Here is a 12,719-nt window from a genome sequence, read left to right as displayed (position 1 = left end):
TTAATATCAGTAGAATGGAACGCCACCCCTCTCCGATCCAATACTCTTTTTCAATTTTTCACAGGCTAAACCAGGCAGGTCACTCACTTTCTCATAAACTAAGGGGGTTAATTCTGTCATCAGCAGATAACCGAGATGACAACGGTTACTGAATTTTACGACTTATCTGACAACCTTGCTGTCAGCTGAATATAAGGGAAAATAATGCCTTTACTATCTGGTGAGTTATCTGACATGCCAACATGGGTGCCTGCTGTATTGCTCGTCATCGGCTCGTTAACCGCGGGTTTCCTCTCCCGATTTTTACTGCTGAGATTTATTCGCTACTGGCAGAGCCGCGACAGGAAGCTGTTCAAATCCCTTGAAAAACATCTGCGCGGCTCGATGTTTCTGTTCATCCCGTTGATCATGATTAATGTCGGCGTGAATTATATTAATATTCACCCGGAATCCTTTTCGTTTGTCACCACCACCCTCAATATATTTATTATATTGTCATTGTGCTCGGTGTTAATTCGCCTGATTAACGTCGCGCAGGATATGCTTTTTATCCGCTATGACATCAACCTTTCCAACAACCTGCGCGCCCGTAAAATCCGCACGCAGATTATCTATGTGAAAAAGGTGGCGATTGTTCTGCTGGTTTCCATCTGCCTTTCTCTTATTCTGCTCAGCTTTCCCGGCGTGCGCAAATTCGGCACCACTATTCTCGCTGGGGCCGGGGTAGCGGGCATAATCATCGGCTTCGCCCTGCAGAAGTCGCTCGTTAACCTCTTTGCCGGCATCCAGATCGCCTTTACTCAGCCGATTAAAATAGATGACGCGGTAGTGGTTGAAAAAGAGTGGGGATGGATTGAAGAGATCAATCTGACCTACGTGGTCGTTCGTCTCTGGGATCTGCGCAGACTGGTGCTGCCTATTACCTATTTCACTGAAAACCCCTTTCAGAACTGGACGCGGACCAATGCGCAAATTTTAGGTTCCGTTTTTCTCTACCTGGATTACTCGATGCCGCTGGAGCCGCTGCGTAAGCAATTTGAAAAAATCCTCAGCGAAACCAGACTCTGGGATCAGCAGACTCAGGTGCTTCAGGTCACCGATGCCGATGACAAAACCATGACCATTCGACTGCTGATGACGGCGCAAAACTCCCCGACCGCCTGGGATCTTCGCTGCCACGTGCGGGAAAAGATGATTGAGTTTGTTCAACAAAATTATCCGCACAGTCTCCCTCGCATGAGGGCGACGCTGACTGATCCCGCGCTGGATAACCCAGCAGGCCCGACAGAGCGTTCTGAAGATGCGGGGATAAAGGCATAGGCTGACGCGCACGAAGCGGCTGCCCAGCGCAGCCGCCAGCATATGACCGCTTTACAGCTCTTGCCGAGACTGAATAACCATCTGGTTCATCTCGCGCACCGCCTGTTCGCGCTGCCGATAGTAGGTCCATTTGCCTACTTTGCTGGCCTCAAGCAGGCCGGCATCATGCAGCGCTTTAAGGCAGAGCGATATGCCCTGATGCGGCCAGCCCTCCACTCAGCGCGACAGTGCGCTGGGGATGCCTCTCACGCCGTCATGCCGCCATCGATAACCAGCTCTGCGCCGCTGACGTAAGCGCTCTCATCCGAGGCCAGATATAAGGCCGCGGACGCCACCTCATCGGCATTCCCCAAACGTCCTGCCGGTATCCGCGCGGTCAGCGTCTGACGGACATCGTCGCTGGCCCGGTCGAACATCGGCGTGTCGGTAGGTCCCGGGCTCAGCGTGTTGACCCTGATGCCGCGCGGCGCCAGCTCCGTGCTCCAGGTGCGGGCATAAGAGCGTACCGCAGCCTTGCTGGCGGAATAGTCGCCGTAGCCCGGATTGGCGATGCTGCCGGCAACAGAGCCGACCAGCACGATAGCGCCGCCCTCGCTCATGTACTGGACCGCATGCTGCACCGCAAACACCATGGCGCGCACGTTCAGGTTGAAGGCGCGATCGAAATGCTCCTCCGTGGTATCGACCAGGCTTGCAGGCTCGGAGACGCCTGATGAATTGACAAAAATGTCGAGACGGCCTGCTCTGGCGTGGAGGGTCTCGAACAGGCGAGCAAGGTCGCTGGCACAGGTGAGGTCGCCGGCTATCGCCTCAACCTGACCGCCGATAAGCCTGACCGCCTCGGCCAGCTGCGCTTCGCGTCGACCGGTAATAAAAACGTGGGCGCCCTCTTGCACAAAACGGCGCGCGACCGCAAGGCCGATACCGCTGCCGCCGCCGGTCACCAGGGCGGTCTTTCCTTCAAGTTTCAACATGGCTACTCCAGAAATAGGGTGGAAGCCAGATGATATATTTCGTATATTTAGTGTCAATTACGCACTTAATCTATACCAGATATACAGAAGGAAACTACATGGCGACTGATATCCCGACTCTGCTGGCAGAGATCAACAGCACGCGCCCTATCCTGGAACAGGTAGCGAACAAGTGGTCGGTATTGATCCTGACCGTGCTGTGCAGCGAACCGGCGCGCTTTAACGCCATCAAGCGCAGGCTTGATCCGATTACGCACAAGGCCCTGACAGAGGCGCTGCGCCGGCTTGAGCGCAACGGTCTGGTCAGCCGCCGCGTGATCGCCTCGTCACCCGTGGCGGTGGAGTATGCCATCACGCCGCTGGGCCGAACCCTGCAAACGCCTTTTGTGGCGCTGGTGGGCTGGGCCAGGGAATATGGCGCGGCCATTGAGCAGGCGCAGGCGGGTTATGACGCGCAGCGTGCCGATGAGGAGCTGGCGTGAGCGCGGCATAGTCTGTTTGAATAGCGGCTGGACGTCAGACGGGTTTTCGGGCGGAGCGTCGCACGCTTAGCCGATGACAGATAGCCCGTTATCAAATCAGGCTACCTGCCGACGCTGATTAATCGAGCAGCGGCTTGCGCGTCTCTTTTGGCGGCTCTGGCTTGAGTTTCTCCGCCGGAATACGACACATGCTTTCTGCGACGATCCCTATCAGAGACTCTTTCGGGTAGGTTTCCCACTGTCCTATATCCAGATCCGCATGGATAAGCTCTCCCTGCGCGTAGGGTTCGGAAAACAGCGTTCGTCCCATAACGGCACGCTGGTTGGTGTCGCAGTTAATGACATCGATAGCCCGGGAACTGGAGACGTAAACAGGCGGCTCCTTGAGAATCAGCGTCCGTTTGGCGTAGTTATTGATGAAATAGAAGCGGCGCAAATGACTATTGCCCTGGTAAGTTGAAATTACCCGGTAATCGATATACGACGTCGCCTCATCATCTTCCAGAATTTTTATTAACCCAGCCGGCGCTTTGGCTGGCGTTTGCGGCAGCGGTTTACTGGTTGCGGCGCAGCCCGTCAGCATCATCGCGGATGCCAGCCATATTAGCGTTCTCATTTTGCCGCCCCATGGGTTAAATCCGGGCGTAATGTTGTCAGCATATCGGCTGTGACATTTCCCTGAATCGAACAGAGCAATAACGTTCCCTCTTTACCCTTTTCGATCATTAACAGCTTTTCGGTGCTTTCTTTCGCCGGCGCAATGCCCGACACCGACTGGTTGTTTATTTCCCAGCGGCTGTTTGCATCGGCTTTAATCATCGCCTGCGAGAAGTAACCCTCGTCAGATTTGCTCCAGCTTAAGCCACTAAGCCGGGACTTCACCTCTTCAGGTGACTCCTTGAAAAACAGTCCCCAGTAATAATACTTACCGTAATTGATCTCATTGAGGTTGCTGGTTTGCAGAAAATACCCCATCACCGTCAGATTTAATTCATGGAGAGGCTGGGCAAACCAGAGGGTGCCGTTACCGTTAGCCGGCGCGTTGAACCAGGCGTAATGACGCTCGACGGTTAAAGGCGCTACGCGGCTAAGAGCGGATCGCTGACGATAGATCTCACTGAAAAAAGTGGTGTCGCATCGCGTCAGACTTTGCGTCAAGGTTTTGGCGTGAACAGGCAATGTTGCTCCTGTCATTCCCAGAAAGAGGCCAAGGGTGCAGGCAATTTTACGCATCTAATATCCCTATCATTAAAATTCACTTAATTTATCGGCGCGCAGCGCTAAGACTTTATGCCTCGATGATTTATTCCCCGACCGAGTGCATTAAATATGCCGAATGGCAATATTATCTGATCCTGAACCTGATGGCCGCTCTTATTCGCCCTGCGCGTGGAATACCGAGCTGCGCAATGTTTTCCCATACCGGTTACGCCTGAACGGATTCCACAGGCGGCTCGCCACGCTGAACAGCAAGCAATAGCACTGCCTGGCCGGGTTTTCGGCTATTTATGAAGGGCAAAACAGAATTGACTAATGAGGTGATGCAAGCGGCGCACTCTGTTCGCCCGCTTTACAGCATCCGGACTGCCGCCCTGTTCTTCTCCACGCTGCGGTGGAGAAGAACAGGCGCCTGCGTTACGGCTTTTTCGCTTCCAGTTCAGCCTCTAGCTTTTTCGAATCATAGTAGTCGCCCTGATAAGCGATCTTACCGTCGACAACCCTGATAAAACTGACGCCTTCAAACCTGATATTGTTGTTGGTGGCTGGCGCGCCCGCCCATTCACCGGCGTTTTTTCCGCTAAATTCCCACTGAAAAGCGATGGTGTCCTGGTTGAAGACCGGCTTGCTGGTCATCTTCCACTGCAGGTCGGGCACCGCGCGGATAAAGGCGCCGATCACCTCTTTTTCCGCACTCTGCTGCCCCTTGACCGGCGAACCGGTTGCCGCGTCGTAATAGACAACGTCCTTCGCCAGATACTGCGCAGCCTGCGACGCGCTATGGGCATTCCATGCGGCCATATAACTGTTTACCACGTACTCAGGGGACGCTTGCGCCATTACGCCGCATGAGATCAGCGCCAGGGAGAGCGCCGCGATTCGAATCGATTTCATCTTGCTTCCTTTAGTCGTTAATGTCGCACATGATGTGTTTTACGCGGGTGTACTCATCAAGTGAGTAAGAAGAGAGATCTTTGCCATAACCCGATTTCTTAAAGCCGCCGTGCGGCATTTCCGCGCACAGCGGGATATGGTTGTTGATCCATACCGTGCCAAAGTCGAGTTCGATGCTGAAACGCTGCGCGCGGCCGTGGTGCCGCGTCCAGACGCTGGCCGCCAGTCCATATTCGACATCGTTGGCCTTGTTCAAGGCGTCCGCTTCGTCAGAGAAGCGCTGAATGGTCATCACGGGACCAAAAACTTCATGCTGGATAGCTTCGTCATGCTGGTGAAGGCCAGAGATAATGGTGGGTTCGAAGTAGAAGCCCGGCCCTTTTCCGGCGCGGCCGCCGGTTTCGATTTTGGCATGCGCGGGCAGACGCGCGATAAAGCCGCTCACCTGCTCCAGCTGGTTGCGGCTGTTTAACGCGCCGTAAAGGGCGTCGCGATCGTCAGGCGTGCCGAAGGTAATGTTGCGCGTCCGGGCAACCAGCCTGGCAAGAAAATCGTCATAGGCTGACTCCTCCACCAGGATGCGCGTTGCAGCGGTGCAATCCTGACCGGCGTTGAAAAAACCGGCCGTGGTAATCGTCTCAACCGCCTTATCCATATCGGCATCCGCAAAGACGATAACCGGCGCTTTGCCGCCTAGCTCAAGATGCGCTTTGGTCAGATTTGCGGCGGCTGAGGCGGCGACCTGTAGCCCGGCCCGCACCGATCCGGTAATCGAGACCAGCGACGCGACAGGATTTGACACCACCAGCGAACCCGTCTCCGCTTTGCCCAGCACGACGTTAAAGGCGCCGGCGGGAAATAAGGGCGCGGCCAGTTCAGCAAGCAGCAAAGTGCTGACGGGCGTGGTATCGCTGGGTTTCAGAACCACCGTATTGCCGGCGGCCAGCGCCGGGGCGATTTTCCACACGGCCATCATAAAGGGGTAGTTCCAGGGCGCCACCTGTCCGACGATGCCCAGCGGCTCCCGGCGGATCACGGAGGTGAAGCCGGCGGCATACTCGCCGGCCGCCTTGCCTTCCAGGCAGCGGGCGGCGCCCGCAAAAAAGCGGATAGCGTCGCATGACGCCGCGATCTCCTCTTTCTCAATAAAATGTTTGAGCTGCCCCGTTTCTTTACTTTGCCATTCCGCCAGGCGGGTGACGTTTTTTTCAATTTCATCCGCTAACCGGAGCAGCGCTTTTTGTCGCTCTGCGGGGGTGGACTTCTTCCAGACTGAAAACGCTTTCTCAGCCGCCGCGTAAGCGAGATCGACTTCCGCCTTGCCGCCATTGGGCGACTGCGCGTAGATTTCACCATCAACCGGACTGACCAGATCGAAAAAATCGCTTCCCTGACCAGATACATACTGCCCATTAATGAAGTGCTGTAGGGTTTGCATCGCCTTCTCCGCTTACGTTAATACATAAAAGATATTATGTAATATATTATAAGGCGCTGTTTCAATGCCCATGTCCCGACAACATGAAGCGCATCGCATTTCTAACAAATTGATTACAATCCGCTCAGCCGCTGGCGCGCGCTGGTTAACATCTGGTGAGTTAAGACGCTGCGCCCCCGGCGGCACTGGCCAGCAAAGGCCGCAGGAGAGCCTGCTACTTTCGGCATCTTTTAACAAACTTTTGACGTTATTTACTTCTTTCGTGACAGGTATGTTTATGCTAAGTATGGCGGCCTGTATAAGGGACTTTCAGAGAAGATTATGATTACTCACGCGGTTATATTCGCTCCTATAGGCCAGGCCAGCCGTTCCGATCAAATCGTTCAGCGCCTGACTAACGCCATCGTCACCGGCCTGCTTGAACCGCATGAACAGCTGCCAAACGAGTCAGATCTCGCCAGGATGATGGGCGTCTCCCACATTACCATCCGCGAAGCCTTGAACACCCTGCGCGCCAACGCCCTGATACATACGGTGCGCGGCCGTAACGGCGGCAGCTTCGTTTGCGAAACCGTGCCCGAATCGGGCAAGAATCTTCACCCCTTTCGCAGCATCAGTACGGATTACCTGGCGGACCTGGGAGAGATGCATTGCGCGATCATCAGCCACAGCGCGAGGCTCGCTTCGCGCAGGATGACTGACGCGGATTTGAATCGTCTTCTGGAATTTACCGGGGTGCTGACGAAGGCTGAAACTCCGGAGCAGCGAACCCAGGCGGATATGCGCTGCCTGCTGGCGATCGCGGCAAGCTCGCAATCCGCCCGACTGGCCAACCAGGAGCTGCAGCTGCAGGCGGAATGGGCTTCGCTGGTCGCCGCGCTTTACCGCTCCGATGATATTCATCGCGAGGTCATCGCGCTTTACGCCGGGCTGACGGATGCGCTCGCCGCGCATGCAGAGCAGCCTGCCGTTCAGGCCGCCACACAGCTTATTGATACGTTCACCGACTATTTATTAGAAAAGAAAATGAATTATCACTCTGAATAATCACCGTATAGGCAGTGTAGAAAATGAATCACTCAGAGCACCTTAGCGCGTTAACCCGTAAAATTGACGACATCATTCACTCCACTGTCGAAAGCACTGGTTTATTAGCAGACGAGATCAGGCAATCTCTTAACGTTCATCAGGAGAGCCGCCCTGAAATGTTGCTGGAGCCGGGCGTGAAAGCGGCGATTCAGTCTTACATCAAGAAAACGCTTAACCATCACCACTACTGCTCGGGAACGGGCTTTGCGAGCCACATTGAAAGCGCCGGCGCGGTGCGGGAGTACTGGCTGCTGGAGTGGTGGTATAAAAAAGATAAAGGCTTAAAGCAGGTGAGCCTCGATCTTGACCAGGCGACGCAGCAGCGACTCGATTTTCGCACCTTTGAGTGGTTCAAAACCCCCGTCTCGGAAGGCAAAGCCTATATCCACGGCCCCTACGTCGACTATATCTGCAACACCTCGCTGACGCTGACCGCCGCCGTGCCCGTGCTTATCCAGGGCCAGGTGCTGGGCGTCGCCGCGCTCGATATCCTCGTCAGCCGCGTTGAAGAAGAGCTGCTGCCGCTGTGCGGCAAGGAAAAGATGATCCTGACCAACCTTGACGGCAGGATCATTTTTTCAACCAACCCGCGGCTGCGCATCGGCGAACTTTTTAAGGCGGACGATCGGCAACCGGTCTACCAAAACAGCTACGTGCTTCTCTATCGGCTGTAGCTCAACCCGTCAGCGTTCAGGCGAAAGCAGTTTGGGCGCTGACGCCTTGTTGCGGATAAAAGGCGCAATAAAAAAGCCGTAGCGTGAAAGCTACGGCTCAGGATGATGGGCAGTGCCGACAGCGCGCGCGAATCGTCTAAAAGCCCTCTTTTGCCCGCAGCCTGGTGGCGTGCTCAATGGCGTCGTTTTCCGGCGCGCTGGAGCGCCCAAAGGGTTTGGCGATCATCATATAAAGCAGGCCGGCGATCAGCACCACCGCCAGGCCCACCAGCACCGTCCAGCGATCCAGGAAGCTATTGCCGTCGGCGGGCTGCGCGAGCAGCCAAATCCCGCACAGGCCATAGATCAGCGCGAAGAGGTTGACGATAAATCCCCAGGAGCCGAGCGTCCACTCGCCTGCCGGCTTCCAGCCTTTCAGACGCTGGCGCAGCGCGGCCAGCACCACCAGCTGGAAAGAGATGTAAATGCCGATCACGGCGAACGCGGTGATGCGGGAGAGATTATCGGGCTGGAAGTAGACCCAAACGCAGATGATGACGGGCAGGATGCAGCTGACCAGCATGGCGTTATCCGGCACGCTGTTTTTGGAAATTTTCGCCATCCATTCGCTGCCGGGCAGCATCCTGTCGCGCGAGAAAGAGAAGATCAGACGGCTTAGCGCGGCCTGAAGCGAGAGAATGCAGGAGAGCATCGCGATGATTGCGACCACGATAAACACCGTGGCGCCCGTGCTTCCCAGCGCCTCGTTAAGAATAGCCGGGATGGGATCGGCGATTTTACCGGTGACGATATTAACCAGATCGGGCGAGGAGAGCAGATAGCCCATCACCGAAATCACCGCGGAGATGGCGCCGAAAACGATGCTCAGGATCATCGCCAGCGGGATCTTTTTGCCTGGATTTTTCACCTCTTCCGCCACGTTGCCGCAGGCTTCAAAACCAAAAAACATAAACAGGCCCATCAGCGCGGCGGACATGAACGCCGTCGTATAGCTGCCATCTTTAGCGATCACGCCCATCGAGTCGAAGAGAACGGAGAACGGCTGAGAGCGATGGAAGATCAGCAGATAGATGCCCAGCGCGATGACGCTGACGATTTCACACCAGAAACCGATCTTCGCCACGCGCGCCAGGTTTTTGGTGCCCGACATATTCACGCCCATCATCAGCAGCAGCAACAGCACCGAAGTCATCAGCAGATTGAGCGGCGTCTGGGCAAAATGAAACAGCGAGGCGACGAAGGTTGAGGTGTATTCGGCAATGGAGGTAATAGTGACCACCAGCGCCCAGAGATAGATCCAGGCGGCGATCCAGGCAAACTTCTTGCCCCACAGGCGTCTCGCCCAGGGATATAAACCGCCCGTAATCGGATACTGGGAAGCCACTTCGCCAAACACCAGCGCCACCAGCAGCTGACCGCATGCGACAATCAGGATCCACCAGACGGCGGGCGGCCCGGCCAGGGTAACGGCAAGCGCAAACAGCGAATAAACGGCGGTCAGAGGCGAAAGGTAGGTAAACCCGAGGGCAAAGTTAGAGATAAGTCCAATAGATCGCTTGAACTGTTCTTTGCTTTCAGGCTGATTATTATAGAGATTTTTTTCAGGTGTCTGTTCCATATGTCGTTCTCTTTAATGGCATAATCGCAGGCGATAGAGACTAATTTATAAAACATAATAAGTTATATGTATATTGTCCATGTCACAATTTTGTTAAACATTTTCGGGTGATTCAGGCGAGGCGTCTGACCGCGTCAGAAGAAAGCAGCCCCGCGCAGCGGGGCCAAAATCGCAGGAAAAAAAACGACGATAAGCGCTATCGTCGTGGCTCTTAAGAGCAAAGTACTACGGCATTGGGTTTATAAAGCGACGCAGACATATTTCATTTCGAGGTATTCATCCATGCCGAAGCGCGACCCTTCGCGCCCTAAGCCAGACTGTTTAATGCCGCCGAAAGGCGCGACCTCATTGGATATCAGGCCGGTATTGACGCCCACCATGCCATATTCCAGCGCCTCGGGAACCAGCCACTGACGACGGGCATCGCGCGTAAAGATATAGGCGGCCAGACCAAATTCCGTATCGTTGGCATAGCCGATCGCTTCTTCATCGCTGCTGAACTGGAAAAGCGGCGCCACCGGACCAAAGGTCTCCTCGCGCGCAAAGCGCATCGACTGCGTGACGTCGCCGATCACCGTCGGCATAAAGAAATTGCCGCCCAGCGGATGGCGTTTTCCGCCTGTCAGCAGCGTTGCGCCTTTCTCCAGCGCATCGCTGATATGCGACTCCACTTTGCTGACCGCCTTCTCATCGATCAGCGGGCCCTGCTGGCTGGTTTCATCCAGACCATTTCCAACCTTAAGCGACTGCACCGCGTTCACCAGCGCATCCGACAGCGCGGCGTAAATGCCGCGCTGTACATAGATGCGGTTAGCGCAGACGCAGGTCTGGCCGCTGTTGCGGAACTTCGAGGCCATAATGCCGCTCACAGCCTGCTCAATATCAGCGTCGTCGAAGACGATTACCGGCGCGTTGCCGCCAAGCTCAAGAGAGAGCTTTTTAATGCCCGGCGCGCACTGCGCCATCAGGATGCGCCCGGTTTCGGTCGATCCGGTAAAGCTCAGTTTGCGAACCGTGGGATTCTGACAAAGTTCGCCGCCGATCGCCCGCGGATCCCCGGTGAGCACCTGCAACACGCCAGCGGGCAGGCCAGCCTCTTCGCCCAGCTTTGCCAGCGCCAGCGCCGTCAGCGGCGTCTGCTCCGCAGGTTTGACGATAATGGCGCAGCCGGACGCCAGCGCGGGCGCCACTTTGCGCGTGATCATCGCCGCCGGAAAATTCCACGGCGTGATCGCCGCGCAGACGCCGACAGGCTGTTTGGTCACCACATAGCGCTGCGACGCGTTGACCGGCTGCAATATCGCGCCGTCCACGCGTCGGGCTTCTTCCGCGAACCATGTCAGGAATGAAACCGCATAGCCGACCTCGCCCCGCGCTTCGGCCAGCGGCTTTCCGCCCTCTGAACTCATCAGGCGGGCGATATCCTCGCGGTTTTCCTCGATCAGGGAGACCCAGCGATGCAAAACCTTAGCGCGTTCGCCCGCCGTGCGACGCTTCCACTCGCGCTGCGCTTTTTGCGCGCCTGCAATGGCACGCTCCGTTTCAGCGCGCCCCATCAGCGGCACGCTGGCGAGCGTCTCGCCCGTCGCGGCGTCTGTTACGGCCAGCGTCGCGCCCGAATCGGCGCTGACCCACTGGCCGTCCACCAGGTTTTTCTCAATAAGAAGAGCCGGATTATTCAGTTTCATCGCTTCGCTCTCCTACTGTTTCGTCGCGGATTCGATAATTCTCAGCGCCGCTTCGAACTGGGCGTCTGGAATGGTCAACGGATAGAGGAAGCGGATCACGTTGCCATACTGGCCGCAGGTCAGCAGCAGCAGTCCCTGCTCAAGCGCCAGCTTTTGCACTTTTTGCGCCGCGGCGGCAGACGGCTCGCCGGTCTGCGCGTCGCAGAATTCCGCCGCGATCATCGATCCCAGCCCGCGCACCTCCGCCAGCTCGGCGCACCAGGCCTGACAATCCCTTAATACCACGCGCAGCCGCTCGCCCAGCGCATCGGCGCGCTGACAAAGCTGTTCATCCTCAATGATATCCAGCACGGCGTGCGCGGAAGCCACCGCCATGGGATTGCCCGCATAGGTGCCGCCCAGACCGCCCGGCGCCGGCGCGTCCATGATCTCTGCTTTGCCCACGACGCCAGAGAGCGGCATACCGCCCGCCAGGCTTTTCGCCATGGTCATCAGGTCGGGCTGGTGTTGATAATGATCCATGGCAAACAGCTTGCCGGTGCGCGCGAAGCCGCTCTGCACCTCGTCCGCGATCATAACGATGCCGTGCTTGTCGCAGATAGCGCGGATAGCGGCAATCAGCTCTGGCGGAGCGACATTAAACCCGCCTTCGCCCTGCACCGGTTCAAAGATAATCGCCGCGACCTGCGTCGGCTCAATATCGCACTTAAACAGGCGCTCGATGGCGTTGACCGCGTCAGCGGTGGTCACCTTATGCAGTTCGGCAGGATAAGGCACATGAAAAACCGAACCGGGGAAAGGCCCGAAACCGATTTTATAAGGCGCCACTTTGCCCGTCAGCGCCATGGTCATATAGGTGCGCCCGTGGAAGCCGCCGCCGAAGGCGATGACGCCAGGACGTCTGGTATAGGCGCGCGCGATTTTAATCGCGTTCTCCACCGCTTCGGCGCCGGTAGAGAAAAAAGCGGTTTTTAGCTCGCCCTGGATCGGCGCGGCGGCGTTGATTTTCTCCGCCAGCGAAATGTAGCTCTCGTAAGGCACGATCTGATAGGCGGTATGGGTAAAGGCCTTGAGCTGTTGCTCCATCGCCTGCACCAGGCGAGGATGGCGATGCCCCGTGTTGAGTACGGCAATGCCCGCGGCAAAATCGATATATTGATTTCCCTCGACATCCGTCAGCGTACTGTTTTCCGCCGAGCTGGCGTAGAAGTTACACATGACGCCTACACCGCGCGGCGTGGCATTCAGACGACGCTGCTGAAGATTGTTATTACTCATAGTAAGCCCCTTCCCTTCACAATTTATTTGAACTCTTGGGAACAAT

The 12,719-nt window shown here is 56.3% G+C and carries 12 protein-coding genes and 1 pseudogene; 4 read left to right on the top strand and 9 right to left on the bottom strand.

The window, feature by feature from the left end:
* Positions 1-204 precede the first annotated feature (204 nt).
* On the top strand, positions 205-1,320 hold the full coding sequence (locus tag AC6I7Z_RS19890; RefSeq protein ID WP_497815556.1) for a mechanosensitive ion channel family protein: 1,116 nt from the start codon (positions 205-207) through the stop codon (positions 1,318-1,320).
* A 51-nt stretch (positions 1,321-1,371) separates the two neighbouring features.
* Here AC6I7Z_RS19890 and AC6I7Z_RS19885 read toward each other — a convergent pair.
* Positions 1,372-1,512, bottom strand: a pseudogene (locus tag AC6I7Z_RS19885) (transcriptional regulator); the annotation flags it as partial.
* Between the two features lie 53 nt (positions 1,513-1,565).
* A complete protein-coding gene (locus AC6I7Z_RS19880) occupies positions 1,566-2,294 on the bottom strand; it encodes an SDR family NAD(P)-dependent oxidoreductase (RefSeq protein ID WP_497815555.1) in 729 nt (242 codons plus the stop codon).
* A gap of 98 nt (positions 2,295-2,392) precedes the next feature.
* Here AC6I7Z_RS19880 and AC6I7Z_RS19875 point away from each other — a divergent pair, with 98 nt between their 5' ends.
* The gene (locus AC6I7Z_RS19875; protein ID WP_497815554.1) at positions 2,393-2,776 is read left to right on the top strand and encodes a winged helix-turn-helix transcriptional regulator; all 384 of its coding nucleotides are present in this window, start codon (positions 2,393-2,395) and stop codon (positions 2,774-2,776) included.
* Positions 2,777-2,894: 118 nt separating this feature from the next.
* Here the strand turns inward: AC6I7Z_RS19875 and AC6I7Z_RS19870 are convergent, their stop codons facing one another.
* The 4 genes from AC6I7Z_RS19870 to AC6I7Z_RS19855 all read right to left on the bottom strand — a co-directional run bounded on the left by AC6I7Z_RS19870 (position 2,895) and on the right by AC6I7Z_RS19855 (position 6,326).
* Positions 2,895-3,392 (bottom strand): surface-adhesin E family protein, encoded by a 498-nt coding sequence (locus AC6I7Z_RS19870; protein WP_497815553.1) that lies wholly within the window; start codon positions 3,390-3,392, stop codon positions 2,895-2,897.
* Positions 3,389-4,009 (bottom strand): hypothetical protein, encoded by a 621-nt coding sequence (locus AC6I7Z_RS19865; RefSeq protein ID WP_497815552.1) that lies wholly within the window; start codon positions 4,007-4,009, stop codon positions 3,389-3,391. Before AC6I7Z_RS19865 ends, AC6I7Z_RS19870 begins: the two co-directional genes overlap by 4 nt.
* A gap of 402 nt (positions 4,010-4,411) precedes the next feature.
* Positions 4,412-4,888 carry an ester cyclase gene (locus tag AC6I7Z_RS19860; protein WP_497815551.1) on the bottom strand — a complete coding sequence of 159 codons (477 nt, stop codon included), beginning with the start codon at positions 4,886-4,888 and terminating at the stop codon, positions 4,412-4,414.
* Between the two features lie 10 nt (positions 4,889-4,898).
* On the bottom strand, positions 4,899-6,326 hold the full coding sequence (locus AC6I7Z_RS19855; RefSeq protein ID WP_497815550.1) for a gamma-aminobutyraldehyde dehydrogenase: 1,428 nt from the start codon (positions 6,324-6,326) through the stop codon (positions 4,899-4,901).
* Positions 6,327-6,647: 321 nt separating this feature from the next.
* Here AC6I7Z_RS19855 and AC6I7Z_RS19850 point away from each other — a divergent pair, with 321 nt between their 5' ends.
* Positions 6,648-7,373 carry a FadR/GntR family transcriptional regulator gene (locus AC6I7Z_RS19850; RefSeq protein WP_497815549.1) on the top strand — a complete coding sequence of 242 codons (726 nt, stop codon included), beginning with the start codon at positions 6,648-6,650 and terminating at the stop codon, positions 7,371-7,373.
* Between the two features lie 23 nt (positions 7,374-7,396).
* Positions 7,397-8,089 (top strand): cache domain-containing protein, encoded by a 693-nt coding sequence (locus tag AC6I7Z_RS19845; RefSeq protein WP_497815548.1) that lies wholly within the window; start codon positions 7,397-7,399, stop codon positions 8,087-8,089.
* Between the two features lie 136 nt (positions 8,090-8,225).
* Here the strand turns inward: AC6I7Z_RS19845 and AC6I7Z_RS19840 are convergent, their stop codons facing one another.
* The 3 genes from AC6I7Z_RS19840 to puuE all read right to left on the bottom strand — a co-directional run bounded on the left by AC6I7Z_RS19840 (position 8,226) and on the right by puuE (position 12,673).
* On the bottom strand, positions 8,226-9,707 hold the full coding sequence (locus tag AC6I7Z_RS19840; RefSeq protein ID WP_497815547.1) for an APC family permease: 1,482 nt from the start codon (positions 9,705-9,707) through the stop codon (positions 8,226-8,228).
* A 239-nt stretch (positions 9,708-9,946) separates the two neighbouring features.
* A complete protein-coding gene (locus AC6I7Z_RS19835) occupies positions 9,947-11,395 on the bottom strand; it encodes an NAD-dependent succinate-semialdehyde dehydrogenase (RefSeq protein WP_497815546.1) in 1,449 nt (482 codons plus the stop codon).
* Between the two features lie 12 nt (positions 11,396-11,407).
* On the bottom strand, positions 11,408-12,673 hold the full coding sequence (gene puuE, locus AC6I7Z_RS19830; RefSeq protein ID WP_497815545.1) for a 4-aminobutyrate transaminase: 1,266 nt from the start codon (positions 12,671-12,673) through the stop codon (positions 11,408-11,410).
* Positions 12,674-12,719: the final 46 nt, after the last annotated feature.

The sequence above is a fragment of the Pantoea sp. X-Soil-MYKO-1289 genome, from assembly GCF_059730625.1.
The sequence above is the reverse complement of the archived record's forward strand: the minus strand, read 5'-3'. Positions and strand labels throughout refer to the sequence as shown.